The 25,402-nt window shown below is 60.3% G+C and carries 24 protein-coding genes; 8 read left to right on the top strand and 16 right to left on the bottom strand.

All coding sequences use genetic code 11. From position 1 onward, the window contains the following. Positions 1 to 12 precede the first annotated feature (12 nt). Complete coding sequence (gene lnt, locus EJA70_RS25145) at positions 13 to 1,536, top strand: apolipoprotein N-acyltransferase (protein WP_158834317.1); 1,524 nt, start codon at positions 13 to 15, stop codon at positions 1,534 to 1,536. 201 nt (positions 1,537 to 1,737) lie between these two features. On the opposite strand, the gene EJA70_RS25140 is transcribed toward lnt, so the two are convergent. Both EJA70_RS25140 and EJA70_RS25135 read right to left on the bottom strand, forming a co-directional pair. Then, positions 1,738 to 2,499, bottom strand: a complete 762-nt coding sequence (locus EJA70_RS25140) for a YdcF family protein (RefSeq protein WP_158834315.1) — start codon at positions 2,497 to 2,499, stop codon at positions 1,738 to 1,740. Positions 2,500 to 2,603: 104 nt separating this feature from the next. Then, positions 2,604 to 2,927: a hypothetical protein gene (locus tag EJA70_RS25135; RefSeq protein ID WP_008081071.1), complete on the bottom strand. Its 324-nt coding sequence runs from the start codon at positions 2,925 to 2,927 to the stop codon at positions 2,604 to 2,606. Positions 2,928 to 3,181: 254 nt separating this feature from the next. Here EJA70_RS25135 and leuS point away from each other — a divergent pair, with 254 nt between their 5' ends. From leuS to holA, 3 genes are all read left to right on the top strand, one after another. After that, positions 3,182 to 5,788: a leucine--tRNA ligase gene (gene leuS / locus EJA70_RS25130; RefSeq protein ID WP_158834313.1), complete on the top strand. Its 2,607-nt coding sequence runs from the start codon at positions 3,182 to 3,184 to the stop codon at positions 5,786 to 5,788. Between the two features lie 88 nt (positions 5,789 to 5,876). Further along, positions 5,877 to 6,482: an LPS assembly lipoprotein LptE gene (gene lptE, locus EJA70_RS25125; protein ID WP_008081069.1), complete on the top strand. Its 606-nt coding sequence runs from the start codon at positions 5,877 to 5,879 to the stop codon at positions 6,480 to 6,482. A 39-nt stretch (positions 6,483 to 6,521) separates the two neighbouring features. Further along, entirely contained in the window at positions 6,522 to 7,559 is a 1,038-nt protein-coding gene (gene holA / locus EJA70_RS25120) for a DNA polymerase III subunit delta (RefSeq protein ID WP_158834311.1), read from the top strand. 58 nt (positions 7,560 to 7,617) lie between these two features. Here holA and EJA70_RS25115 read toward each other — a convergent pair whose 3' ends face one another. Continuing rightward, positions 7,618 to 8,580, bottom strand: a complete 963-nt coding sequence (locus tag EJA70_RS25115) for a hypothetical protein (RefSeq protein WP_158834309.1) — start codon at positions 8,578 to 8,580, stop codon at positions 7,618 to 7,620. A 163-nt stretch (positions 8,581 to 8,743) separates the two neighbouring features. Here EJA70_RS25115 and arfA point away from each other — a divergent pair, with 163 nt between their 5' ends. Continuing rightward, complete coding sequence (arfA, locus tag EJA70_RS25110; protein ID WP_008081065.1) at positions 8,744 to 8,896, top strand: alternative ribosome rescue factor ArfA; 153 nt, start codon at positions 8,744 to 8,746, stop codon at positions 8,894 to 8,896. A gap of 244 nt (positions 8,897 to 9,140) precedes the next feature. After that, positions 9,141 to 10,463 carry a lytic murein transglycosylase gene (locus EJA70_RS25105; protein ID WP_158834307.1) on the top strand — a complete coding sequence of 441 codons (1,323 nt, stop codon included), beginning with the start codon at positions 9,141 to 9,143 and terminating at the stop codon, positions 10,461 to 10,463. 86 nt (positions 10,464 to 10,549) lie between these two features. On the opposite strand, the gene EJA70_RS25100 is transcribed toward EJA70_RS25105, so the two are convergent. From EJA70_RS25100 to EJA70_RS25040, 13 genes are all read right to left on the bottom strand, one after another. Then, positions 10,550 to 11,497 (bottom strand): LD-carboxypeptidase, encoded by a 948-nt coding sequence (locus EJA70_RS25100; RefSeq protein ID WP_158834305.1) that lies wholly within the window; start codon positions 11,495 to 11,497, stop codon positions 10,550 to 10,552. Positions 11,498 to 11,604: 107 nt separating this feature from the next. Next, positions 11,605 to 12,603 carry a lipoyl synthase gene (gene lipA, locus EJA70_RS25095; RefSeq protein ID WP_161806657.1) on the bottom strand — a complete coding sequence of 333 codons (999 nt, stop codon included), beginning with the start codon at positions 12,601 to 12,603 and terminating at the stop codon, positions 11,605 to 11,607. A gap of 25 nt (positions 12,604 to 12,628) precedes the next feature. Continuing rightward, on the bottom strand, positions 12,629 to 13,276 hold the full coding sequence (gene lipB, locus EJA70_RS25090) for a lipoyl(octanoyl) transferase LipB (protein WP_008087909.1): 648 nt from the start codon (positions 13,274 to 13,276) through the stop codon (positions 12,629 to 12,631). Then, positions 13,276 to 13,551, bottom strand: a complete 276-nt coding sequence (locus EJA70_RS25085) for a DUF493 domain-containing protein (RefSeq protein ID WP_008087908.1) — start codon at positions 13,549 to 13,551, stop codon at positions 13,276 to 13,278. Before EJA70_RS25085 ends, lipB begins: the two co-directional genes overlap by 1 nt. An 85-nt stretch (positions 13,552 to 13,636) precedes the next feature. After that, positions 13,637 to 14,794 (bottom strand): D-alanyl-D-alanine carboxypeptidase family protein, encoded by a 1,158-nt coding sequence (locus EJA70_RS25080; protein ID WP_008087907.1) that lies wholly within the window; start codon positions 14,792 to 14,794, stop codon positions 13,637 to 13,639. 189 nt (positions 14,795 to 14,983) lie between these two features. Next, positions 14,984 to 15,994, bottom strand: a complete 1,011-nt coding sequence (locus EJA70_RS25075; protein ID WP_129395666.1) for a septal ring lytic transglycosylase RlpA family protein — start codon at positions 15,992 to 15,994, stop codon at positions 14,984 to 14,986. Next, the gene (gene mltB, locus EJA70_RS25070) at positions 15,994 to 17,004 is read right to left on the bottom strand and encodes a lytic murein transglycosylase B (RefSeq protein ID WP_008087906.1); all 1,011 of its coding nucleotides are present in this window, start codon (positions 17,002 to 17,004) and stop codon (positions 15,994 to 15,996) included. The genes EJA70_RS25075 and mltB overlap by 1 nt, the downstream gene beginning before the upstream one ends. 17 nt (positions 17,005 to 17,021) lie before the next feature. Further along, a complete protein-coding gene (rodA, locus tag EJA70_RS25065; protein WP_042704880.1) occupies positions 17,022 to 18,125 on the bottom strand; it encodes a rod shape-determining protein RodA in 1,104 nt (367 codons plus the stop codon). A 31-nt stretch (positions 18,126 to 18,156) separates the two neighbouring features. Then, positions 18,157 to 20,052 (bottom strand): penicillin-binding protein 2, encoded by a 1,896-nt coding sequence (gene mrdA, locus EJA70_RS25060; RefSeq protein ID WP_158834303.1) that lies wholly within the window; start codon positions 20,050 to 20,052, stop codon positions 18,157 to 18,159. A 10-nt stretch (positions 20,053 to 20,062) separates the two neighbouring features. Continuing rightward, a complete protein-coding gene (gene rlmH, locus EJA70_RS25055) occupies positions 20,063 to 20,530 on the bottom strand; it encodes a 23S rRNA (pseudouridine(1915)-N(3))-methyltransferase RlmH (protein WP_003185785.1) in 468 nt (155 codons plus the stop codon). Between the two features lie 9 nt (positions 20,531 to 20,539). Beyond that, positions 20,540 to 21,034: a ribosome silencing factor gene (gene rsfS, locus EJA70_RS25050; RefSeq protein WP_008087903.1), complete on the bottom strand. Its 495-nt coding sequence runs from the start codon at positions 21,032 to 21,034 to the stop codon at positions 20,540 to 20,542. Between the two features lie 72 nt (positions 21,035 to 21,106). Continuing rightward, positions 21,107 to 21,829, bottom strand: a complete 723-nt coding sequence (nadD, locus tag EJA70_RS25045; RefSeq protein WP_158834301.1) for a nicotinate-nucleotide adenylyltransferase — start codon at positions 21,827 to 21,829, stop codon at positions 21,107 to 21,109. Continuing rightward, the gene (locus tag EJA70_RS25040; RefSeq protein WP_008087899.1) at positions 21,798 to 23,069 is read right to left on the bottom strand and encodes a glutamate-5-semialdehyde dehydrogenase; all 1,272 of its coding nucleotides are present in this window, start codon (positions 23,067 to 23,069) and stop codon (positions 21,798 to 21,800) included. Before EJA70_RS25040 ends, nadD begins: the two co-directional genes overlap by 32 nt. 177 nt (positions 23,070 to 23,246) lie before the next feature. Between EJA70_RS25040 and EJA70_RS25035 the strand changes: the two genes are divergently transcribed. Next, positions 23,247 to 23,942 carry a DNA-3-methyladenine glycosylase gene (locus EJA70_RS25035; RefSeq protein WP_008087896.1) on the top strand — a complete coding sequence of 232 codons (696 nt, stop codon included), beginning with the start codon at positions 23,247 to 23,249 and terminating at the stop codon, positions 23,940 to 23,942. Between the two features lie 126 nt (positions 23,943 to 24,068). Continuing rightward, the gene (locus EJA70_RS25030; protein ID WP_158834299.1) at positions 24,069 to 25,385 is read left to right on the top strand and encodes a bifunctional DedA family/phosphatase PAP2 family protein; all 1,317 of its coding nucleotides are present in this window, start codon (positions 24,069 to 24,071) and stop codon (positions 25,383 to 25,385) included. Positions 25,386 to 25,402: the final 17 nt, after the last annotated feature.

The following is a 25,402-nucleotide window of genomic DNA, read 5'->3' as shown; positions in this document are numbered from 1 at the left end:
CTAAGGATTGAAATGCGCTGGACAACCCGCCCCGGCTGGCCCGGTAACCTGCTGGCCGTGGCGGCCGGTGCAATCACCACCTTCGCTCTGGCACCGTTCAACATCTGGCCGCTGGCTTTGCTGGCAGTCGGTTTGTTCTATGCCGGCATGCGCGAGCTGAGCCCGCGTCAGGCGCTGGGCCGTGGCTGGTGTTTCGGTTTCGGCCTGTTCGGCGCCGGCACCAGTTGGATCTATTACAGCATCCACCATTTCGGCGGCGCTTCGGTGCTGTTGGCCGGGTTTCTGATGCTGCTGTTTACCGCCGCGATTGCCTGGTTCTTCGCCCTGCCCGCCTGGATTTGGGCGCGCTGGCTGCGCCGTAACGAAGCGCCGCTCGCTGATGCGTTGGCGTTCGCCGCGCTGTGGGTCGCTCAGGAAATGTTTCGTGGCTGGTTCCTCACCGGTTTCCCGTGGTTGTACTCGGGTTACAGCCAGCTCGATGGTCCGTTGGCCGGGCTTGCGCCAGTCGGCGGCATGTGGCTCGTGGGGTTCGTGCTGGCACTGACTGCTGCGCTGATCTACAACGCACCGCGCTTGCTGCAAAGCGGACGCAAAGGTTTTGTCGTTGCCGGTCTGGTGTTGCTGATCGCACCGTGGGCTGCCGGTATCGCGCTTAAGGGTCACGCCTGGACAAGTCCGTCGGGAGCGCCTCTAAGCGTTGCGGCGATTCAGGGTAATGTCGCACAAAGCATGAAATGGGACCCGGCCGAGCTCAATGCACAGTTGGCGTTGTACCGTGATCTGAGCTTCCGTTCGAAACCGGTGGATCTGCTGATCTGGCCGGAAACCGCCGTGCCGGTGCTCAAGGAGTCCGCCGAGGGCTACCTGAGCATGATGGGCAACTTCGCGGCCGAGCGTAAATCGGCGCTGATCACCGGCGTGCCGATTCGCGAAATGGTCCGTCACGAACGCCGCTTCTTCAACGGCATCACCGTGGTCGGCGAAGGCGACGGCACTTATCTGAAGCAGAAACTGGTGCCGTTCGGCGAGTACGTGCCGCTGCAGGACATCCTGCGTGGCTTGATCGCGTTCTTCGACTTGCCGATGTCCGACTTCGCCCGTGGCCCGGCCGATCAGGCGTTGCTGCAAGCCAAGGGTTATCAGATTGCCCCGTTCATCTGCTACGAAGTGGTGTACCCGGACTTCGCTGCCGGGTTGTCCGCGCGCAGTGATTTGTTGCTGACGATCAGTAACGACACTTGGTTCGGCACCTCCATCGGCCCGTTGCAACATTTGCAGATGGCACAGATGCGGGCGCTGGAAGCCGGGCGCTGGATGATCCGCGCGACCAACAACGGCGTGACCGGGCTGATCAACCCATTCGGGCAGATCACCGAGCAGATTCCGCAGTTTGAACAGGGTGTGCTGTACGGCGAAGTGGTGCCGATGCACAACCTGACGCCGTATCTGCAATGGCGCTCGTGGCCGTTGATCATTGTCTGCTTGCTGCTGTTTGGCTGGGCACTGATGGCCAGCCGGATGTCGAAAACCCTCTAAAAGCATTAGTTTCAAACCTACTTCTGTGAGGGATTCATTGTGGCGAGGGGATTTATCCCCGATCGGTGGCGAAGCCGCCGCAAATCCATAACACACGGTATATCTGATGTACCGCGATTGCAGGTTTTGGGGCGGCTTCGCCACCCATCGGGGATAAATCCCCTCGCCACAGAAGCTCTATCCAACCAAGAAGTCGCTTTCTCAGCGGTAAAACAGCGAATACCCCACCTGCCCCACCGCTTCATTCAGCAACTGCCCGCTCTGCCAGATCGATTTGAATTCCGGCAACCAGCCACCGAAGGGTCGGGCGTTATCAGTGCCTAAAAAGCCCACCGGCGCCGCAACCACTTCAAACCCGGCCTGCTCGAAGCACCATACCGCACGCGGCATGTGCCAGGCCTGCGTCACCACGACTACGCGTTTGATGCCCTGCGGCAGCAACAGGTCGGCGCTGAATTTGGCGTTTTCCCACGTGGTGCGGCTGTCGCCTTCCTGCCAACGCACCGTCACGCCAAAGTCATCGAGCAATGAATCTGCCATCAGCTTTGCCTCGGTCGGCGGCGTACCGTAATGCAGCCCGCCACTGGTCAGAATCGGCAGGCCCGACGCCTTGGCCAGCCGTGCCGCATAACGCTGACGCTCAAGCCCCACGCCGGTTGGCTGATCCTCACCCCACGCCAGATCACCACGTTCGCGCCCGGAACCCAGCACCACAATCGCATCGGCCCGTTGCGCCAGCGTCGCCCATTCGGCACGGGCCAGCGGTGGCTCACGCTCCAGCGCCTTGGCGCCCCATTGCACAACCACCGGCAGGCTCATCAACCACAACCCGCCAAGCCCCAGGGCAAAACACACTCCGGCCAGGCGCGGCCGCGAACGGCGCAGCCACCACGCAACCAGCAACAACAGCAGCAGAATGCCGGGCGGCAACAAGAGTTGTTTGATCAAATAGCGAAAAGGCATCGGGCATCTCCAAAGATGCCCGAAGCCTAAAAGTGTTGATGAAGCGTTACAACCGATAGGTGGGATCCCGTTGAAAAAGATCCGTTTCTTGACCTGCCATGCGCTTACTTGGCCTGCAGAGCACGTACTTTGACGGTGTCTCTGCCGGGCGCCTTGTCCTTGAGCCAGATGACCTTGGCCGAATGTGCTGCATCGAGCTGCTTCACTGCTTGTGACAGGCATCCATGCGTTTCACGTTCACTGCGATCCAGATAGGCCTTGACCAGTTTGAACTCGGCGGGACTCAAGCCACGCAATTCCAGTTCCAGGGGGCGCTCGTCGCGCAGCCGGTCAGCGGTTTTTACAGCGTCCAGGGCCATACCCAGACGATCGATCAACCTCTCGTACAACTCGGGTTTAGTCACGTTTTTTTGCCGTTGCTCCACCATCCCTCACCTCATTGAAGATAAGACTCACTCCCCAGTTAGAGCTTAGCTTCGCTGCACAAACCGGCTGTACGCCGCGACCAACGGCCCCGACGCAAGTATTGCGGGGTATGTAGCTGTAATCAGGGTTTCCCTAGGCCAAGCGCGGTCATGTATGCTACGGCGCTTCCTGTAATTCCACTTCCAGCTCGTCCGGGCCAACCCCGGAACCTGCGTTGAAGAGGATTAGGCCACCCCTATCCAGTACAAAAGTAGCCATGCACGAACAATATCAGCCCCGTGAAATTGAAGCCGCCGCCCAGTCATTCTGGGATGAGCAAAAGTCCTTTGAAGTCAGTGAACAGCCAGGCAAGGAGACTTTCTACTGCCTGTCGATGTTCCCTTACCCCAGCGGCAAGCTACACATGGGGCACGTGCGCAACTACACCATCGGCGACGTGATCTCCCGCTATCAGCGCATGCAAGGCAAGAACGTTCTGCAACCGATGGGTTGGGACGCCTTCGGCATGCCGGCAGAAAACGCCGCGATGAAGAACAACGTAGCGCCGGCAAAATGGACCTACGAAAACATCGCCTACATGAAGTCGCAGCTGCGCAGCCTCGGCCTGGCGGTCGACTGGTCGCGTGAAGTCACCACCTGCAAGCCGGATTACTACCGTTGGGAACAATGGCTGTTCACTCGCCTGTTCGAAAAAGGTGTGATCTACCGTAAAAACGGCACCGTGAACTGGGACCCGGTCGACCAGACCGTTCTGGCTAACGAGCAGGTCATCGACGGTCGCGGCTGGCGTTCCGGCGCGCTGATCGAAAAGCGCGAAATCCCTATGTACTACTTCAAGATCACCGCCTACGCGGATGAGCTGCTGGAGAGCCTCGACGAACTGACTGGCTGGCCTGAACAGGTCAAGACCATGCAGCGCAACTGGATCGGCAAATCCCGCGGCATGGAAGTGCAGTTCCCGTACAACGTCGACTCGATCGGCGAAGCCGGCACGCTCAAAGTCTTCACCACCCGTCCGGACACCCTGATGGGCGCGACCTATGTTGCCGTGGCTGCCGAGCACCCACTGGCTACCCTGGCCGCCAAGAACAACCCTGAGCTGCAAGCGTTCATCGCTGAATGCAAGGGCGGCAGCGTTGCCGAAGCCGACGTCGCTACGCAAGAGAAGAAAGGCCTGCCGACCAGCCTGTTCGTCGAGCACCCGCTGACTGGCGAAAAACTGCCGGTGTGGGTCGCCAACTATGTGCTGATGCACTACGGCGACGGCGCTGTCATGGCGGTACCGGCGCACGACGAGCGCGATTTCGAATTCGCCCACAAGTACAACCTGCCGGTTAAATCGGTAGTCCGTACCAGCTCTGGCGACACCAACCCTGCCCCGTGGCAAGACGCCTACGGCGAGCACGGCACGCTGATCAACTCCGGCGAGTTCGACGGTCTCGACTTTGCCGGCGCGTTCGACGCCATGGAAGTCGCCCTGATCAAGAAAGAACTGGGCGCCTCGCGCACTCAGTTCCGCCTGCGCGACTGGGGCATCAGCCGTCAGCGCTACTGGGGCTGCCCGATCCCGATCATCCACTGCGAAACTTGCGGTGACGTGCCGGTACCGGAAGACCAACTGCCTGTCGTTCTGCCGGAAGACGTGGTGCCGGACGGCGCCGGTTCGCCGCTGGCACGCATGCCTGAGTTCTACGAATGCAGCTGCCCGAAATGCGGCCAGCCTGCCAAGCGTGAAACCGACACCATGGACACCTTCGTTGAGTCGTCGTGGTACTACGCCCGTTACGCCTCGCCGCACTTTGAAGGCGGTCTGGTGGAAAAATCCGCAGCCGATCACTGGCTGCCGGTCGATCAGTACATCGGCGGTATCGAACACGCGATTCTGCACCTGCTCTACGCGCGCTTCTTCCACAAGCTGATGCGCGATGAAGGTCTGGTCAGCTCCAACGAGCCGTTCAAGAACCTGCTGACCCAAGGCATGGTGATCGCCGAAACTTACTACCGTCGCGAAGCCAATGGTGCCTACACCTGGTTCAACCCGGCGGACGTAGAACTTGAGCGTGACAGCAAAGCCAAGGTCATCAGCGCCAAGCTGAAATCCGACGGTCTGCCGGTGGAAATCGGTGGCACCGAGAAAATGGCCAAGTCGAAAAACAACGGCGTCGACCCACAGTCGATGATCGATCAGTTCGGCGCCGACACCTGCCGCCTGTTCATGATGTTCGCTTCGCCGCCTGACATGAGCGCCGAATGGTCGGACTCCGGCGTTGAAGGTTCGCACCGTTTCCTCAAGCGCGTCTGGCGCCTGGCGCAAGCCCACGTCACTCAGGGCTTGCCGGGCAAACTTGACGTTGCCGCGCTGACCGACGAGCAGAAAGCCGTGCGCCGCTCGATCCACCTGGCCATCAAGCAGGCCAGCCATGACGTCGGCCAGAACCACAAATTCAACACCGCCATCGCTCAGGTGATGACGCTGATGAACGTGCTGGAAAAAGCCGCGCAAGGCACCGAACAGGATCGCGCGCTGGTTCACGAAGGCCTCGAAGCCGTGACCTTGCTGCTGGCACCCATCACGCCGCACATCAGCCACGAACTGTGGAACCAGCTGGGCCACACTGGCGCAGTCATCGACGCCGGCTGGCCGGCTGTGGACGAAAGCGCATTGGTGCAGGACAGCCTGACGCTGGTTATCCAGGTCAACGGCAAACTGCGTGGTCAGATCGAAATGCCGGCCAGCGCAACCCGTGAAGAAGTGGAAGCCGCCGCCCGCATCAACGAAAACGTGCTGCGTTTCGTCGACGGTCTGACTATTCGCAAAGTGATCGTGGTACCAGGGAAACTGGTCAACATCGTCGCCAGCTAAATTGGATTGGGCGTCAGGTCCGCCTGACGCACTGTAAAACCTTTCGGGCCGCAGGGTCGGCCCACATGGTTTCAAGGGGAGCAACACAATGATCAAACGCAATCTGCTGGTGATGGGCCTCGCTGTGCTGCTGAGCGCCTGCGGTTTCCAGCTGCGTGGCACTGGCACTACCGAACTGACGATCAAGGAACTCGACCTGAGCGCCCGCAACGCCTACGGCGAGACGGTGACCGAGCTGCGTCAGGTGCTCGAGTCCAGTGGTGTCAAGGTCTACAGCGGTGCACCGTACAAGCTGTACCTGGCTGACGAGCAGGAAAACCAGCGCATTCTCAGCTACGCCGGTGCCGGCCGTACTGGCGAATACCAGGTCAATACCGTTCTGAACTACGACATCGTCGGCGAACACAATCTGAACCTGCTGAGCGACAAGCTCGAAGTGCAGAAAGTGTTCATCCACGACGGCAACAACCTCGTCGGCTCCGATCAGGAAGCCAACGACGCCCGTCGCGAGACCCGCCGCGAGCTGGTTCAACGGATGATGCTGCGCCTGCAACAACTGACCCCAGGTCAACTGCAGCAGCTGCAACAAGCGGCCAATGACCGCGCCAAGGCTGAAGCCGACGCGCTGCAAGCGGCGCAAAAGGCTGAAGCGGAAACCCCGCGTCAGTCGCCGCTCGAAGTACCGCAGCAGTAAGACGTTCGGGGCGCTCAGGCGCCCCGTTCGGTATTTCTTATGAAGCTCGCTCCCGCCCAACTCGGTAAACACCTGCAAGGTGCCCTTGCGCCGGTCTACATCATCAGCGGCGATGACCCGCTGCTGTGCCAGGAAGCCGCCGACGCCATCCGCCGTGCTGCCCGTGAACAAGGGTTCGACGAACGCCAGGTCTTTGCTGCCGACGCCAATTTCGATTGGGGCACGTTGCTGCAGGCCGGCGCGAGCATGTCGTTGTTCGCTGAAAAGCGCCTGTTGGAACTGCGCCTGCCTTCAGGCAAGCCCGGTGACAAGGGCGCCGCAGCGTTCATCGAATACTGCTCGCGTCCCGCTGAAGACACGGTGCTGCTGATCAGCTTGCCCAAGCTCGATGGCAGTACGCAGAAGACCAAGTGGGGCAAGGCGCTGGTCGAAGGCCAGCAGACCCAGTTCATCCAGATCTGGCCGGTGGATGCCAATCAACTGCCGAGCTGGATTCGCCAGCGTCTGTCGCAGGCCGGTTTGTCGGCCAGCCAGGACGCGGTCGAATTGATTGCTGCACGTGTCGAGGGCAACCTGCTCGCCGCCGCGCAGGAAATCGAGAAGCTCAAGCTGATGGCCGAAGGTGGCCAGATCACCGTTGAAACCGTGCAGGCCGCAGTGGCGGACAGTGCGCGTTTTGACGTGTTTGGCTTGACCGATGCGGTGCTCAACGGCGAACCGGCGCACGCATTGCGCATGCTGGAAGGCTTGCGCGGTGAAGGGGTCGAGCCACCGGTGATTCTTTGGGCGCTGGCGCGGGAGTTGCGCCTGCTGGCCAATATCTCGCTGCAGTACAGCCAGGGCACGCCACTGGACAAGTGCTTCAGTCAGGCGAAACCGCCGGTCTGGGACAAGCGCAAACCCCTGATGAGCAAAGCCCTGCAACGCTACTCGGCGCAACGCTGGGCGCAGTTGTTACTGGAAGCCCAGCGCATCGATGCGCAGATCAAGGGTCAGGCCGCGGGTTCGCCGTGGATGAGTCTGAGCCGACTGGCATTGTTGATGGCAGGCCAGCGGTTGACGCTACCTGCCGAGTAAGGCCAACCGAAGCGGCGCCAATGCCCGAGCCCGCTCTGCATCCGTGATTGAACAGCCCTCACGGGTAAATCTGATCACTACCCGAGTAGGTAAAGGAAGCCGCCCAGGTTGACTTGTTGATCGTCAACATTACGACAGGCACAACCTTGCCACCACTTTGACTGTAATAAGCACTCTGATTCTGCCTTGCCTGAGTCCAGCCTGGCGTTGAGCCGCTGGTGTAGAAAAACGCCTTGATGGGCATATTGGCAGCCGCTTGTTTGGCCCAGACACGAACAACCAGTTCGTTTTCGTCATTGACGCCATTCTTCGGAATTTTTGGCATCGCCAGCAAGGCTTCTCGAAACAACACTGCCGTCTGATCAGGCGATGTATCTCGAACATCGAAACTGCATTGTTTCTGCTCGCGCACTGTTGCACCGGCCAAGTAGTGCGTCAAAAATTTAGTCGACGTGGTGATCGCCTGCGAAGCGCAGGAAGCACTGCGATTACCATGCAGACTGTGTGGCCCACAACCGTAGTCCGACCGCCACTCTGTCGCGCCATCTATGGGAAAGAAGCACAGATACTGAAACTTCAACTGACCGGCAAGCTCGGAGACCGGCGTGACTATATAGCCGTTATTGGCATGGCTATAGAGGGCTGGAAACCGAGAATCCTGGCGCATATAAGAAAACGCAACGAAGCCTTTTTTCACGTTGGCCGGGCTTGGATCCCAGATATTGAAACCCGGTCCGTTGGTCGTCCCCCTGATCACGACGCCTGAACACAAAAAACTCGGTGCAGTTTCACTATTGAAACAATTGCGCGACGTTTGATTCCATTTCGCATTGAGATCAGCAACCACCGCCGCACCATTGTTGCGAGGTTGTGAGAAAGCACCGAATTGCTGGTCACCTGGCACGCTTTGAGTTGAAATCTGTTCTTCGCTCGGTACCGGTGGGGCGGGGACCGGTAGTTCCTGTGTAGCGGAGCAGGCAATCAACAAAAAGGCCCAGACCAACAAGATTATTTTTTTCACGATCGATATCCCTTGTGCATCGTGGTTATGAAATCTGCCGTAATGCATAAACGGACGATCTGCGTACTTGCGTTCAAATGCCTGAGTGATCCGCAAAGCAGGATTACCGGCTACGCTACTGACGCAACGCTGTATACTCGCCCGGTCTAAAAGGAGACCCACCATGAGCAAAAAGCGCCCCAACAAGGCCAAATCCATCGTCGCCCAACCCTTGTTTCGCAGTCGTCAAGAGCGACCAACCAAGGGCAAAGGCAGCTACCGCCGCGAAGCCTTCCAGTCTAAAAGCTGGGAGGCTTCTTGCTTTCTGGCGGCATGAATGACGCTGGAACTCGCTTCGTCTGATGGCCTCTCCCCCTCTTCTCTGTACCATTTGAGCACTCATTTAGCGCCGCTTTGGCAAAGCGCGTAACTGTCAAACCTGACAGTTGATCAATGCAGAATTCGGAGTTTTACTGGCCGGATAAACATTAAATCCCGAGCAAAATCTGCCCCCTCGCAAGTCGCTTGGCACGGCTGTCGTGTTAAGGTCTGCACCTGATTCGTTTCCCCTGGAACTGTGCATGCCCCTAAGTCTTTCCCGTCGTTGGCCTGTTCGCCATTCGATCGCTGCAGCAAGCTTCGTTCTGCTTGTCGCCTGTGCGGAAAAACCCACCGCCGCCGACGCGCAACCTCTTCAAGCCGCCCCTGTCGCCACGGCCCCAGCGATTATCCCGCCGGTAGTGCCGTCCGCCGACCCTCTCGATCTTCAGCCGACCCAGACCTTTGCCGAATGGCAGGCAGGCTTCCGCAAGGACGCGCTCGCCGCCGGGATCAGCCCTGAGTTGTTTGATCGCGCCTTTGCCGATGTCAGTTTCGACGCCAGCGTGATTCGTGCCGACCGCAGCCAGCCGGAATTCTCCCGCCCGGTGTGGGAATACCTCGACGGCGCGCTGTCGCCGCTGCGCGTGCGCAAGGGTCAGGCGCTGCTCAACCAGTACGCCGACATTCTGCAAAGCATCGAACAGCGTTATGGGGTCGACCGTCAGGCGCTCGTTTCGGTGTGGGGCATGGAGAGTAATTTCGGTCAGTTCCAGGGCAGCAAATCGGTGATCAACTCACTGGCTACCCTCGCCTACGAAGGCCGCCGCCCGGGCTTTGCCCATGCGCAATTGATTGCTGCCCTGCAGATCCTGCAACAGGGCGATATCACGCCAGAGAAGATGCTCGGTTCCTGGGCCGGGGCGATGGGCCAGACCCAGTTCATTCCGACCACCTACAACACCCACGCCGTGGATTTCGACGGTGATGGCCGCCGCGACATCTGGGGCAGCCCGGCCGATGCCCTGGCTTCGACCGCGCACTACCTGCAAAGCTCAGGCTGGCAGCGTGGGCAGCCGTGGGGTTTCGAGGTGCAACTGCCGAGCAGTTTCAACTACACACTGGCGGATGGAGCGATTCGCAAGAGCGTCGCCGAATGGCGTCAGCTGGGTGTGAACTTGCCTAATGGCGCTCAGGTACCTGAGGGCTCCGAGCAACTGTCCGCGGCCCTGCTGTTGCCGGCCGGTTATCGTGGCCCGGCGTTCCTGATCCTCGATAACTTCCGGGCGATCCTCAAGTACAACAATTCCTCGTCGTATGCCTTGGCGGTGAGCCTGTTGTCCGAGCGTTTCAGTGGCGCAGGCTTGATCAATGGCAACTGGCCGAAAGACGACTTGCCGTTGAGCCGCACCGAGCGCATCGAGTTGCAGACCCTGCTAAGCGCGCGCAATTACGATGCGGGCACGGCGGACGGGATTATCGGCGCCAATACGCGCAAGGCGATTCGCAGTGCACAGCAGTCGTTTGGCTGGCCGGCGGATGGCTATCCGACGCACAAGTTGCTTGAGAGCCTGCGGGGCCAATAAGCAAGATCAAAAGATCGCAGCCTGCGGCAGCTCCTACAGGGATCGTATTCCAATGTAGGAGCTGCCGCAGGCTGCGATCTTTTGCTTTATCGGGTCACCACATCCTGCTCGAGCATCAATTCCTTCTTCCCGGCATCCAGCCGTACCAGCGCGCCCATCGGCAGCGTCAGGTTCGGGTCGCAATGCCCGCTACGCCACCCCGACAACACCGGTATCCGCAAAGGCTCGAACGTCTGCTTGAGCAAACGATTCAGCGACTCGACATCTACCCCGGCAATGTCCCCGACCAACACCCCGCGCAACTTGGTCAACTTGCCGGCCAGACGCATCTGGGTCAGTAACCGGTCGATCCGATACAGCGGTTCGTTGATGTCTTCGATCAGTAGAATTACCCCTTCGACATCGATTTCGTAAGGCGTGCCTAGTGTTGAAGCGATCATTGCCAGATTGCCGCCAAGCAAACGCCCGTGTGCAACGCCGGGCTCAACGGTGGTCAACGGATACGCCACCGGATGGCTCAGCACACTCCCCGCTTTCACCTGACCACGCAGCATGGCGAAGAACGACGTCACGGTCGGCGGTTCCTTGTCACCCAACAGGTCGGCGTTGAGCAGTGGCCCGTGGAAGGTCACAAACCCGGCGTAACGGCTGATCGCCAGGTGCAGCGCGGTGATATCGCTGTAACCGACGAAAGGCTTGGCGTGGCGGCCGAGCAGGTCGTAGTCGATGCGATCCAGCAGGCGCGGCGTACCGTAGCCGCCGCGCAGGCAGATGATCGCGTCGACTTCAGGGTCGGCAAACGCAGCGTGCAGGTCATTGAGACGCACGTCATCGCTGCCGGCCAGATAACCATCTTTCTCGTAGACACCGGGGAACACCTTCAGCGCATAGCCGCGAGCGCGCATCCATTGCACAGCCTTGTCGGTATCCAGCGCGCCGGGGCCGGCCGGCGCGATCACGCCGATCACGCCCTCTGACGGCAGCGCCGGCACGGGTTTATGCGGGAAAAGGCTGTGGGTCGGTCGAACGGTCATCCATGGGGCTCCCAGTGTGAAGTCATGCGCACACAGTAGTCAGGAAAGCAGGCAAAAAAAAGCCCGCCGGACTTAAAGCCACGGCGGGCATTTTATTCAGCGCTGAATCAGGAACCCATCAACTCAGCCTTGACCAGCTTCGCTTGCTCGTCAGCGTGGTACGAAGAACGCACCAGCGGGCCGGAAGCGACGTTTTTGAAGCCCATCTTGTAACCTTCCTCGGCGAACCAGGCGAAGGTGTCCGGGTGCACGAAACGCTGCACCGGCAAGTGGCTGCGCGACGGTTGCAGGTACTGACCGAGGGTCAGCATGTCGATGTCGTGTTCGCGCATGCGCTTCATGACTTCGATGACTTCCTCGTCGGTCTCGCCCAGACCCAGCATCAGGCCGGATTTGGTCGGAATGTGCGGCATCATCTGCTTGAAGCGTTGCAGCAGAGTCAGCGACCACTGGTAATCCGAACCCGGACGCGCAGCCTTGTACAGGCGCGGCACGGTTTCCAGGTTGTGGTTGAACACATCCGGCGGCTCGGCGGCGGTGATTTCCAGCGCGACGTCCATGCGGCCACGGTAGTCCGGGACCAGGGTCTCGAGCTGCACGTTCGGCGACAGTTTGCGGATTTCGCGGATGCAGTCAGCAAAGTGCTGGGCACCACCGTCGCGCAGGTCGTCGCGGTCAACCGAAGTAATCACCACGTACTTGAGCTTGAGGTCGGCGATGGCGATGGCCAGGCTTTCCGGCTCGTTGACGTCCAGTGGCTTCGGACGACCGTGGCCAACGTCGCAGAACGGGCAGCGACGGGTGCAGATGTCGCCCATGATCATGAAGGTCGCAGTGCCGCCGGAGAAGCACTCACCCAGGTTCGGGCAGGACGCTTCTTCGCAGACGCTGTGCAGCTTGTGTTTACGCAGCAGGCTCTTGATACGGTCGACTTCCGGCGAAACCGGGATGCGCACACGAATCCAGTCAGGCTTCTTCGGCAGTTCGGTGGTCGGAATGATCTTTACCGGGATGCGTGCAACCTTCTCGGCGCCGCGCAGCTTGACGCCGGCTTCTACCTTGGGACGCGGGGCCGGGCGCTCGGTCACGTCGAGCGTCGGGATCATGGTTTGCACTGCATCAGTAGTCATATCAGTCGATTCCGCCCGTCAGGGTCGTCTGCTCAGCATAGTCGAGGTGTTTGACGAGCTGCGCACGCAGCCGGGCACTTACCTCGGCAAATTCAATCGATCCTGCGTGATCGCTCAGCTGGGTCATCGCCAGCCCGGCATAGCCGCAGGGATTAATCCGTCGAAACGGTTCCAGGTTCATATCCACGTTCAGGGCCAGGCCATGAAAGGAACAACCGTGGCGAATCCGCAAACCCAGAGAAGCGATTTTTGCTCCATCGACATAGACGCCGGGAGCATCTGGCTTGGCTGCAGCGGTAACGCCGTAGCTGGCCAGCAGTTCAATCAGGCAAAGCTCCATGCGGCTGACCAGATCGCGCACGCCGAAACCCAGCTTGCGCACATCCAGTAACAGGTAAGCCACCAATTGGCCGGGGCCATGATAAGTCACCTGGCCGCCACGATCGACCTGCACCACCGGGATATCTCCCGGCAGCAGCAAGTGTTCGGCCTTGCCGGCCTGGCCCTGAGTGAACACCGGTGGGTGTTCGACGAGCCAGATTTCGTCGGCGGCATCGCTGCCGCGTTCGTTGGTAAAGCGTTGCATGGCATGCCAGACCGGCTCGTAAGCCATCTGGCCGAGCTCACGAAAGCCCAGCGTGCCTGGCATCACAACACCATGTGCACGAAACCGGTTGCCCGCAGTTCGCTGTTGATGTTGTACAGCTGATCCTGATCGGTCGCGACGATGTGCAACTGGATGGTGGTGTATTTGCCGTTGCTGCTCGAACGCTCGTCGACACGCTCATCGTTGATCTTCGCGAATTTCTTCACGATTTCGATGATCTTGTCTTTGTGGCCTACCCCCGTGTCGCTGATCACCTTAACCGGATAATCAACCTGGGGAAATTCGATCTTTGGCGCCTTTACTTCGGTATCGGTCATGGCGTAACGGCCTCTTGAGCGCAAGCCGTGATAACGCGCATGGCCCCGCACCGGATCGGGGCGGGGCCATGCAGGTCAACACAAATCAGTTGAACAAGCCGTAGAAGAATAGACGGATGCTATCCCACATGCGGCGGAAGATACCACCCTCCTCGACGCCATCCAGAGCGATCAGGTCAGCGCTGTGCACGACCTTGTCTTCCAGTTTGACTTCGACTTTACCGATCACGTCGCCCTTGGCGATTGGCGCGGTCAGTTGCGGGTTCATGGTCATGCTGGCAGCGAGCTTCTTCAGCTGGCCTTTTGGCAGGGTCATGGTCAGGTCTTCAGCCAGGCCGGCCTTGACTTGATTGGTGGTGCCTTTCCACACCGGGGCCTGAGCCAGTTCGGTGCCCTTCTGGTAGAAGGTCTGGGTTTCGAAGAAGCGGAAACCGTAAGTCAGCAGCTTCTGGGTTTCAGCGGCGCGAGCCACTTCGCTGTTGGTACCGAACACCACCGCGATCAGGCGCTGGCCGTCACGTACCGCCGAGGACACCATGCAGTAGCCGGCTTCGTCGGTGTGACCGGTTTTCAGACCGTCAACGGTCTTGTCGCGCCACAGCAGCAGGTTACGGTTAGGTTGCTTGATGCCGTTCCAGAAGAACTCTTTCTGCGAGTAGATCGCGTAGTGAGCCGGGTCTTCGTGGATGATTGCACGGGCCAGGATTGCCATGTCGTGAGCCGACGAGTAGTGCTCAGGGTTTGGCAGGCCGGTCGGGTTCATGAAGTGGGTGTTGCTCATGCCCAGATCAGTCACCGTCTTGTTCATCAGGTCGGCGAACGCATCTTCGCTACCGGCGATGTGCTCGGACAGGGCGACGCTGGCGTCGTTGCCGGACTGGATGATGATGCCGTGCAGCAAGTCGCTGACAGTCACCTGCGAGCCGACTTTGATGAACATCCGCGAACCGCCGGTGCGCCAGGCGTTTTCGCTGACGGTCACCGGATCGTTTTCACCGATCTGGCCACGGCGGATTTCCAGGGTCGCGATGTACGCGGTCATCAGCTTGGTCAGGCTGGCCGGCGGCAGACGCTGGTCGCCATTGTTCTCGACCAGCACGTTGCCGCTGCTGGCATCCATCAGAACGTAGGCTTTAGCGGCCAGTTGTGGTGGCGACGGCATCATCTCGGCCGCGAAGGCGGCTGGCGAGAGGAGCAGCGGGACTAGCAGACACAGGCGTTTGGCAAAGGTGGTGATGTTCATCCGTCTCTCGAAATCGCTAATGGAAACTGTCCTTGCGGACAAAATTTAATCAGATGGCTTTCTAACGAGCCATCGCGTGTTCAGTTGCTCACTCCAGTCACCCTTGCCGGGCTTTTGTTCTTCGACGAGCCAACAACCTGATTCACCCCCCAATCGCTGGTGAACCGTCAATCAAGATCTACGTTTTGCTTACTCGGTGACCACGCTTGGCGAACCAAGGTTGGCCAGGCGCACGCTGTTCTGCACCTGGGCAATTTCACCCGGCGAGCCGATCGGCCCCAGACGTACCCGATGCAGGGTCTGCTGATTGCGCACGATCGAACTGATGAACACCGGAGCGCTCACCATCCCGCTGAGCTTCGACCTCAGGAGTTCTGCAGCGTCCGGGTTGGCGAACGCGCCCACCTGCAGATACTGGCCAGTTGCTGTTGCAGAAGCGTTTTTTTTTGCACTCATCGGCACCGGTACGGTGTCTGAGGCATGTTGTTGCGGTGGCGGCGTCCACTGCTCGACGGTGCCGGCCGAGGCCGTGATCACCGGCGCGCTGTTCTGCGCGACCTGCGGCTCGTTGAGCATCAACGGTGCCGGACGGCCCTTGGCAGCCCAGTATTGCTGCGGATCGATGCCTTCAACCTTGACCCGCGCAGTGCCGGTTTCGGCGTAACCGAGTTTTTTCGCGGCCGCGTACGACAAGTCGATGATGCGATCGGAATAGAACGGCCCACGGTCATTGACCCGCAGGATCACCGTGCGGTTGTTGTCCAGATTGGTCACCCGAACGTAACTTGGCAGTGGCAATGTCTTGTGGGCGGCACTCATGCCGTACAGGTCATAGACCTCGCCATTGGCGGTGTTCTGACCGTGAAACTTGGTGCCGTACCAGGACGCCGTGCCGGAGGCGACGTAGGTCTTGGATTCCTGCAACGGGAAGTAGGTTTTGCCCAGTACGGTGTAAGGGTTGGCTTTGTACGGACCGGTGTGCAGGGTCGGCGTGGCATCGGGGATGCGCGATACGTCGACGTCCCACCACGGCGCACCGTCTTTGTGCGCACGGTTGATGTCCAGGCCCGGCTGCGCACGCACAGCGGTATTCGAGGTTTTCGGCGTTGGCGAACGGCTGGTCGAACAACTGGCGACCAGTACTGCCAACGCAGCGAATGCCACCAGCTTCAGGGGTTTATTGTTAGGCAATGCCTGCATTACTTGACGCCCCGTGCTTGTACCAGCTGTTCAGACAGTTGATGTACGGCCATGGCGTACATCACGCTGCGGTTATAACGCGTGATCGCGTAGAAATTCTTCAGGCCCATCCAGTATTCAGGGCCGTTGTCGCCTTCGAGGCGAAATGCAGTCACCGGCATATCATCGCGCAGCGCATCATGACTTGACCAGCCCAGCGCCCGCAACTCTCCGACCGTCTTCGTCGGCTCGATGCCGGTGGTCAGGCCTTCATCGACCTGCTCGCCACGCACATCGGCGCGGCTGACCACCGGCTCACCGGCGACCCAGCCGTGACGCTTGAAATAGCTGGCAACGCTGCCGATCGCATCGTCCGGGTTGTTCCAGATATTGATGTGGCCGTCACCGTCGAAATCCACCGCATACGCGCGAAAGCTGCTCGGCATGAACTGCGGCAGGCCCATGGCCCCGGCGTACGAACCTTTGAGGGTCAATGGATCGACCTGCTCTTCGCGCGCCAACAGGAGGAACTCACGCAGTTCCTTGCGGAAAAATTCGGCACGGGGAGGATAGTCGAAACCGAGCGTCGACAAGGCATCGATCACCCGGTAATTACCGGTATTACGTCCGAAAAAGGTTTCAACGCCGATGATCGACACGATGACTTGTGCCGGCACGCCGTATTCCTGCTCGGCACGGGCCAGCGTCGCCTCGTGCTGACGCCAGAAGTCGACACCGCGGGCAATGCGCGCGTCGGTGATGAACATCGGGCGGTATTCTTTCCACTGTTTGACCCGTTCGGCAGGTCTGGAAATGGCATCGAGAATCGCCTGCTTGCGTTGAGCCTCGCGGAACACCGCCATCAGTTGCTCACCGGCGAAACCGTAGTCGCGGGTCATTTCACCGACGAACTCGGCCACCTGAGGAGAGCCTTCGTACTCGCCGGCCAGCGCTTCCTGCATGCTGCCCAGGAGGCCCATCAGGCCTACCACTGGCGCGCATCGAGTCGCCCAGCCACGCATTACTTGCATTGAACTCTTCACCTTATTCAAACCTGTGCGATCCACTTGCGATGGGTATGGATCGACATCAAAACCCCAAACGCTGACAGCAGCGTCACCAGCGAAGTTCCTCCGTAGCTAATGAACGGCAACGGTACCCCTACGACCGGCAACAGGCCACTGACCATACCGATGTTGACGAAAACGTAAACAAAAAACGTCATGGTCAACGCACCGGCGAGCAATTTGCCGAACAGCGTTTGCGCCTGAGCGGTGATCACCAGCCCTCGGCCAATCAGCAACAGGTAAATCAGCAGCAGCGCACAAATACCCACCAGGCCGAACTCCTCGCCGAGTACGGCAATGATGAAGTCGGTGTGGCTTTCCGGGAGGAAGTCGAGGTGCGACTGGGTGCCGAGCAGCCAGCCTTTGCCGAACACACCGCCGGAACCGATCGCGGCTTTCGACTGAATGATGTTCCAGCCGGTGCCGAGCGGATCGCTTTCCGGGTCGAGGAAGGTCAGGATTCGCTGCTTCTGGTAGTCGTGCATGATGAAAAACCACATCGCCACCGACACCGGGATCGCCGCCGCCAGCACGCTGAGAATCCAGCGCCAGCGCAGCCCGCCCATGAACAGCACAAACGCACCGCCCGCCAGAATCAGCAGCGAAGTGCCGAGGTCAGGCTGGCGGACGATCAGGATGAACGGCACACCGATCAGCATCAGGCTGATGCCGACGTGCTTGAGCTGCGGCGGCAACGTGCGCTTGGACAGGTACCAGGCGATGGTCGCCGGCATCAGGATCTTCATGAATTCCGAGGGCTGGAAGCGGATCACCCCGGGAATATTGATCCAGCGCGTGGCGCCCATGGCGTTGTGGCCCATGATGTCCACCACCAACAGCAACACCACGCCGATCACATAACCGAGCGGCACCCAACGGGCCATGAAACGCGGCTCGAACTGGGCGATGACGATCATCGACACCAGGCCGATGCCGAACGAGGTAGCCTGTTTGGCCAGCAGGTCCCAGCTCTTGCCGCTGGCCGAATACAGCACGAACAGGCTGCCGGCGGCGAGAATTAGCAGCAGGATCAGCAACGGACCATCGATATGCAGTCTTTGCAGCAGCGTCGCGCGGCGACGCATCACATCCTCACTGGAGAGCATGCGATCAAAGTTATTCATCACGGGCCGTAGCCTCCGCACTGATTGGGCTGGCGTATTCGGCCTTCAAACGTCCGTCCTGATCGAGCAGCCAGGCGTCCATGACCTGACGCACCACGGGCGCGGCGACACCGGAGCCGGATTCACCGTTCTCGACCATCACCGACACGACGATGCGTGGGTCATCGGCCGGGGCAAAGCCGACGAACAAGGCGTGGTCGCGATGACGCTCCTGAACCTTGGAGCGGTCGTATTTCTCGCCCTGCTTGATCGCGACGACCTGAGCCGTACCCGATTTGCCGGCGATACGGTATTGCGCGCCGATGGCCGCTTTGCGCGCGGTACCACGAGCGCCGTGCATCACTTGCTGCATGCCGTGGTTGACCTTGGTCCAGTCCGACGGATCACGCAGGACAATGTCCGGTATCGGATTCTCATCCACCGGTTTCACTCCTTCGAGGGATTTCGCCAGGTGCGGACGGTTCCAGATGCCTTTGTTGGCGACCAGCGCCGTGGCCTGGGCCAGTTGCAGCGGAGTCGATTGCATGTAGCCCTGGCCGATCCCGAGGATCAGGGTTTCGCCAGGGAACCACGCCTGTTTGCGCGTCGCTCGCTTCCATTCGCGGGACGGCATCAGGCCGGGCGATTCTTCGAACATGTCCAGCGAGACCTTCTGGCCGATGCCGAACTTGTTCATGTAAGCCGACAGCCGATCGATGCCGAGCTTGTGCGCCAGGTCATAGAAGTAGGTGTCGTTGGACCGCATGATCGCCGTGTCGAGGTCGACGAAACCGTCGCCCGTGCGGTTCCAGTTACGGTATTTGTGATCGTAGTTGGGCAGCATGTAGTAGCCCGGGTCGAACACTCGGCTCGACGCCGTCACCACACCGGAATCAAGACCGGCAATCGCCACCGCCGGTTTGATCGTCGAACCCGGCGGATACAGACCGCGCAATACACGGTTGAACAACGGCCGATCGATCGAATCACGCAACTCGGCATACGCCTTGAAGCTGATGCCGGTGACGAACAGATTCGGGTCGAAGCTCGGCTGACTGACCATCGCCAGCACTTCGCCGGTCTTCGGATCCAGCGCAACCACCGCGCCACGGCGCCCGCCCAATGCCGCCTCGGCCGCTTCCTGCAATTTGATGTCCAGACTGAGGACGATGTCCTTGCCGGGAATCGGGTCGGTGCGCTTGAGCACCCGCAACACGCGGCCGCGAGCGTTGGTCTCGACTTCTTCGTAACCCACCTGACCGTGCAATTCCGGCTCGTAGAAACGCTCGATGCCGGTTTTACCGATGTGATGGGTGCCGCTGTAGTTGACCGGATCGAGGCTCTTCAGCTCTTTCTCGTTGATCCGCCCCATGTAGCCCACCGAGTGCGCAAAATGCGCGCCTTGCGGGTAGTGACGAACCAGTTGCGCGACCACTTCCACGCCTGGCAGGCGGAACTGGTTAACGGCGATGCGGGCGATCTGCTCTTCGGTCAGCTCGAACAGGATCGGCACCGGCTCGAACGGCCGGCGCCCCTGACGCATGCGTTTCTCGAAGATCACCCGATCCTCGGGCGTCAGTTCCAGCACTTCGACGATGACGTCGAGCACCTGCTGCCAGTCGCCGGAGCGCTCGCGGGTCATGCTCAGGCTGAAGCTTGGACGGTTGTCCGCCACCACCACGCCGTTGCGGTCAAAAATCAGCCCGCGCGTCGGCGGAATCGGCTGCACATGGACGCGGTTGTTTTCCGACAGTGTCGAGTGGTACTCGTACTGGATCACCTGCAAGTAATACAGCCGCGCAATCAGCACGCCGATCAGCAACATGATCGCAATGGCCCCGAACACGACGCGGCTACGCACCAGGCGTGCGTCCTTTTCGTGGTCCTTGATGCGGATCGGCTGAGACATGAGGGCAGGCTTACTTGTGGTAAGGGTGACCGGACAGCACGGTCCAGGCACGATACAACTGTTCGCCGATCAGGATCCGCACCAGCGGGTGCGGCAACGTCAGCGGCGACAACGACCAGCGCTGATCGGCGCGGGCACAGACTTCCGGCGCCAGCCCTTCCGGGCCACCGACCATGAAATTGACCGTGCGCGAATCCAGCCGCCAGCGATCGAGTTCGACCGCCAGCTGTTCGGTGCTCCAGGGTTTGCCGTGGACTTCCAGCGTGACGATCCGCTCGTTCGGCCCGACCTTGGCCAGCATGGCTTCGCCTTCCTGACGGATGAAACGGGCCACGTCGGCATTCTTGCCACGGGTATTGAGCGGTATTTCCACCAGTTCGAGCGCCAGCTCGGACGGAAGACGCTTGGCATACTCATGCCAGCCTTCTTCCACCCATTTGGGCATGCGTGAACCGACGGCGATCAGGCGCAGTCGCACAGCAATCCCTTACAGCTGGTCTTTGTTGAGCTTGGTGAAATGCTCGTGGGTGTTTTCCGGGCTGTGGTGCTTGGCGTCGGCCGCGCGGCTTTGCTCGGCACCGGCCCACAGGCGTTCCAGGTCGTAGAACTGACGCGCCGAGGCAGTCATCATGTGCACGATCACCAGGTCCAGGTCCAGCAGCACCCAGTCGCTGTCGCCCTTGCCTTCTTCGCCCAGCGGCTTGGCGCCCTGCTTTTTGACTTCTTCGCGAACCTTGTCGAGCATCGCGTTGATCTGGCGGTTGGACGTACCGGTGGCGATGATCATGTAGTCGGTGATGCTTTGCTTGTCGCGAACATCGATGATCTGAATGTCTTGCGCCTTGACGTCTTCCAGGGCTGCAACGGCAATCTTGACCAGTTCGTCGCCTTTGAGCGGCTCATTGGTGTTGACCGGCTCTGGCAGCGGGGCGCTCTTGAATGTGCCTTTGCGCTTTACTTTGGTTTGGTCTTTGTCAGTCATATAAAACTCGTTTTGCTCATATATTCGGCGGCTTGGCGATACGTGGATTCGTATCAGTGAAGCACGCCTTGCTCAGTTCGACGCACGGTAAAGACCGTGCGCATCGATGTAGGCCAGGACCGCGTCGGGCACCAGGAAACGTACCGACTTACCGCTGGCCAGCAGTTGACGGATCTGGGTGGCGGAAACCGCGAGCGGTGTCTGCCAGACGAATGCAATCTGTCCGCTCGGCCCTTTCAGGGCCAGCGGGTCGCTCACCGAACGCGCTGCCAGCAGGTTGCGCAAGGCATCCGGCGGTTCGCTGTCGGCGTCCGGGCGCTGTAGCACCAGGATGTGGCAATGCTGGAGCAACTCTTCCCAGCGATGCCAAGTGGGCAGGCCGCAAAATGCGTCCCAGCCCAAAAGCAGAAAAACCTGGGTCTCGGCGGGCATTTCAGCACGCATCAACTCCAGGGTATCAATGGTGTAAGACGGTTTGTCCCGCTGCAATTCGCGGGCGTCTACCACCAGCGGCGGCACTCCGGCCACCGCGCACTCGACCATCGCCAGCCGATCCTGCGCCGACACTTGCGGCGTATTGCGATGCGGCGGCCGTGCACTCGGCGTCAGCCGCAACTCATCGAGCGCCAGCGCTTCGGCGACTTCCAGACCACCGCGCAAATGGCCGATGTGCACCGGGTCGAACGTACCGCCCAGCACGCCAATGCGTCGCGGACGGGTTTCGCTGCCGGGCTGCGGCGCTGTCAGGTCGAGGTCGGACAAGTCAAACCGTCGCCTGGCCGCGCAACTGGCCATCACCGACCACGATGTACTTCTCGCAGGTCAGTCCTTCGAGGCCCACCGGGCCACGGGCGTGCAGCTTATCAGTAGAAATGCCGATCTCGGCACCCAATCCGTATTCAAATCCATCGGCGAAGCACGTCGGGGTGTTGATCATCACCGACGCCGAGTCGACTTCCGCGACAAAACGGCGGGTGTCAGCGAGGTTTTCGCTGACGATCGAGTCGGTGTGATGGGAGCCGTAATGGTTGATGTGCTCGATCGCCTGGTCCAGCCCGTCGACCACGCGGATCGACAAAATCGGCGCCAGATATTCAGTGTTCCAGTCTTCTTCGCTGGCCGCGACCGCTTCGATGATCGCCCGGGTGCGCTCGCAGCCGCGCAATTCGACGCCTTTTTCGCGGAACTGGGCAGCCATCGTCGGCAGGAAATCCTTCGCGACTGTTTGATCGACCAGCAGCGTCTCCATCGCACCGCAAATACCGTAACGGTAAGTCTTGGCATTGAAGGCGATGCGCTGGGCTTTCGGCAGATCGGCGTGGGCACTGACGTAAACGTGGCAGATGCCGTCCAGATGCTTGATCACCGGCACCCGGGCATCGCGGCTGATGCGCTCGATCAGGCCACGGCCACCGCGCGGCACGATCACGTCGACGTACTCGGGCATGGTGATCATCGCGCCAACGGCGGCACGGTCAGTGGTTTCGACCACTTGCACCACGGCGGCGGGCAATTCAGCCTCGGCCAGACCGCGCTGGATGCACGCGGCAATCGCGCGGTTGGAGTGAATCGCCTCGGAGCCACCACGCAGGATTGTGGCGTTGCCGGACTTCAGGCACAGGCTGGCGGCATCGATGGTCACGTTCGGCCGGGATTCGTAAATGATCCCGATCACGCCCAGCGGCACGCGCATCTTGCCGACCTGAATGCCCGACGGACGGAAGCTCATGTCACGGATCGCACCGACCGGGTCCGGCAGTGCAGCCACCTGACGCAAGCCGACGATCATGCCGTCGATGCGCGCCGGGGTCAGTTCCAGACGTTCCAACAGTGCTGGCTCCAGACCGTTGGCGCGACCGGCGGCCAGATCCTGTTCATTGGCTGCAGCAAGCTCGGCGCGCGCAGCGTCGAGGGCATTGGCAGCAGCCTGCAAGGCGCGGTTTTTCTGCGCGGTGCTGGCACGGCCGATGACCCGGGAGGCTTCGCGGGCGGCGCGACCCAATCGGGTCATGTAGTCAAGAACGGACTCAGTCATGGTCTGCTGGGGTCTTGGCAAAGAGGAAAGCGGCAGATTATAGCTGTCGCGTCCCGGGACTAACAGCGGTGACGGGCGGATGGTCAAAATGAACCGCGAATCGCCGACGTTCAGGCGTAATTAAGCTGCGGATTGTTATCATCACGATCTCTTCAGCCTGGATAAACCTTGCCTGCCATGTCCAATCTGACTGTTCGCTCGCACGCCGAGCGCCTGCCGCTGGGGCTCCCGGACACTTTTTTTGACCGTGACGCCCAAGTGCTGGCCAAGGATTTGCTCGGCAAAGTCATCCGCCATCGCGTCGGCGATCTGTGGCTCAGCGCGCGGATCATCGAAACCGAAGCCTATTACTGCGCGGAAAAAGGCAGCCACGCGTCCCTCGGCTACACGGAAAAGCGTAAGGCTTTGTTTCTGGATGGCGGGCACATCTATATGTATTACGCCCGTGGCGGCGATTCGCTGAACTTCAGCGCGCAAGGGCCGGGCAACGCGGTATTGATCAAATCCGCCTATCCATGGGTCGATGAAATCAGCGGCCCGGCCAGTCTGGCGCAGATGCTCTTGAACAACCCCGATGCGCAGGGCCGTGCGCGACCGTCGCAAAAGCTCTGCGCCGGGCAAACGTTACTGTGCAAGGCGCTGGGACTGAAAGTGCCGGTGTGGGACGCCAAACGTTTCGATCATGAAGTCCTTCTGGTAGAAGACACCGGGCCCGCGCCCTCGCACATCATTCAGACCACCCGCCTGGGCATCCCCCATGGCCGGGACGAACACCTGATGTACCGCTTCGTCGACGCGACCTACGCACAATGGTGCACGCGGAACCCGCTGCGACGCGGCCAGGTCGAAGGCCGCGACTATTTCCTGCTGTAAACACACACTCATGTAGGAGCTGCCGAAGGCTGCGATCTTTTGATCTTGTTTTAAGGATCAGGATCAGAAGATCGCAGCCTTCGGCAGCTCCTACAGGGGGATCATCAATGGTTTGGAGTTTTTGGTATGGGCCCATGGCTCGATAGCGTAACCGGTTGGCTGGCGGCCAACCCGCAGTGGCTGGCCGCCGCAGTGTTTATTGTCGCGTGTGTGGAATGCCTGGCGATTGCCGGTTTGATCGTGCCCGGCACGGTGTTGTTGTTTGCCGTGGCGGTGCTGGCCGGCAGCGGCGCGCTGTCATTGAGCGAAACCTTGCTGCTGGGTTTCCTCGGCGGGATTCTCGGTGATTTGATCTCGTACTTCCTCGGCCGCCACTTCCACCAGAACATCCGCCGTCTGCCGGGCTTGCGCCATCACCCGGAGTGGATGGCCGGTGCCGAAAGCTACTTCCAGCGTTACGGCATCGCCAGCCTGCTGGTCGGGCGCTTTATCGGCCCGTTGCGGCCGATGCTGCCAATGGTTGCCGGTATGTGCGACATGCCCTTCCCGCGTTTCGCCGCTGTCAGCCTGTTGGCCGCCGCCGGCTGGAGCCTTGCTTATCTGCTGCCGGGCTGGGCCACAGGCGCGGCCATTCGCCTGCCGCTGCCGGAAGGTTTCTGGCTGCAAGCCGGGATTGTCGCGGCGAGCATTGCCGTGATGGTCGGCCTCAGCGTCAACAGCAGCCTGCGCCGCCACCGCCGCGCGACGATCTGGATCAGCAGCATGAGCCTGTTGATCCTGATTGGCCTGTTCATCGGTTATCCCTACCTGACGGCCCTCGATCAAGGCGTGATGACGCTGGTGCAGGAACATCGCCAGCCGATGCTCGATGAAATCGCCGTGACGTTCACCCTGATCGGCGAATTCCGCAACATGCTGATGTTCAGCGCCCTGCTCACCGGCCTGCTGCTCCTGTGTCGACAATGGCGTCAGGCAATCTTTGCCGGCGGCGTGTTGCTCTGCACAGCGTTGCTGAACACTGGCACTAAAATGTTTTTCGCTCGGGTGCGCCCGGAAGTGCTGAGCGATCCGCTGACCAGTTACAGCATGCCCAGCGGCCATGCTTCCGGCTCGTTTGCGCTGTTCCTGGTGCTGGCCGTTCTGGCTGGCCGCGGACAACCGCCGCGCATGCGCCTGACCTGGCTGTTTGTCGGCTGCATTCCGGCCCTGTCGATTGCCTTGTCGCGGGTTTATCTGGGGGCGCATTGGCCGACGGACATCCTCGCCGGGGCGATGTTGGCGGCGTGCGTGTGTGCGGCGGGGTTGTGGCTGAGCCAGCGTAAACAGCCACTGAATGCGATGCCGTTCAAGGTCTGGTGGCTGATTTTGCCGGCGCTGGTGGTGTTGTTCAGTCTGTTTGTGTTTCGGCATTTGCCAAACACGATGTTGCGTTACGCTTATTGAAGGTCAAAAGATCGCAG

The sequence above is a fragment of the Pseudomonas sp. PB103 genome (assembly GCF_009764635.1).
Lineage (GTDB): Bacteria > Pseudomonadota > Gammaproteobacteria > Pseudomonadales > Pseudomonadaceae > Aquipseudomonas.
This window is presented reverse-complemented; position numbering and strand designations above follow the sequence as displayed.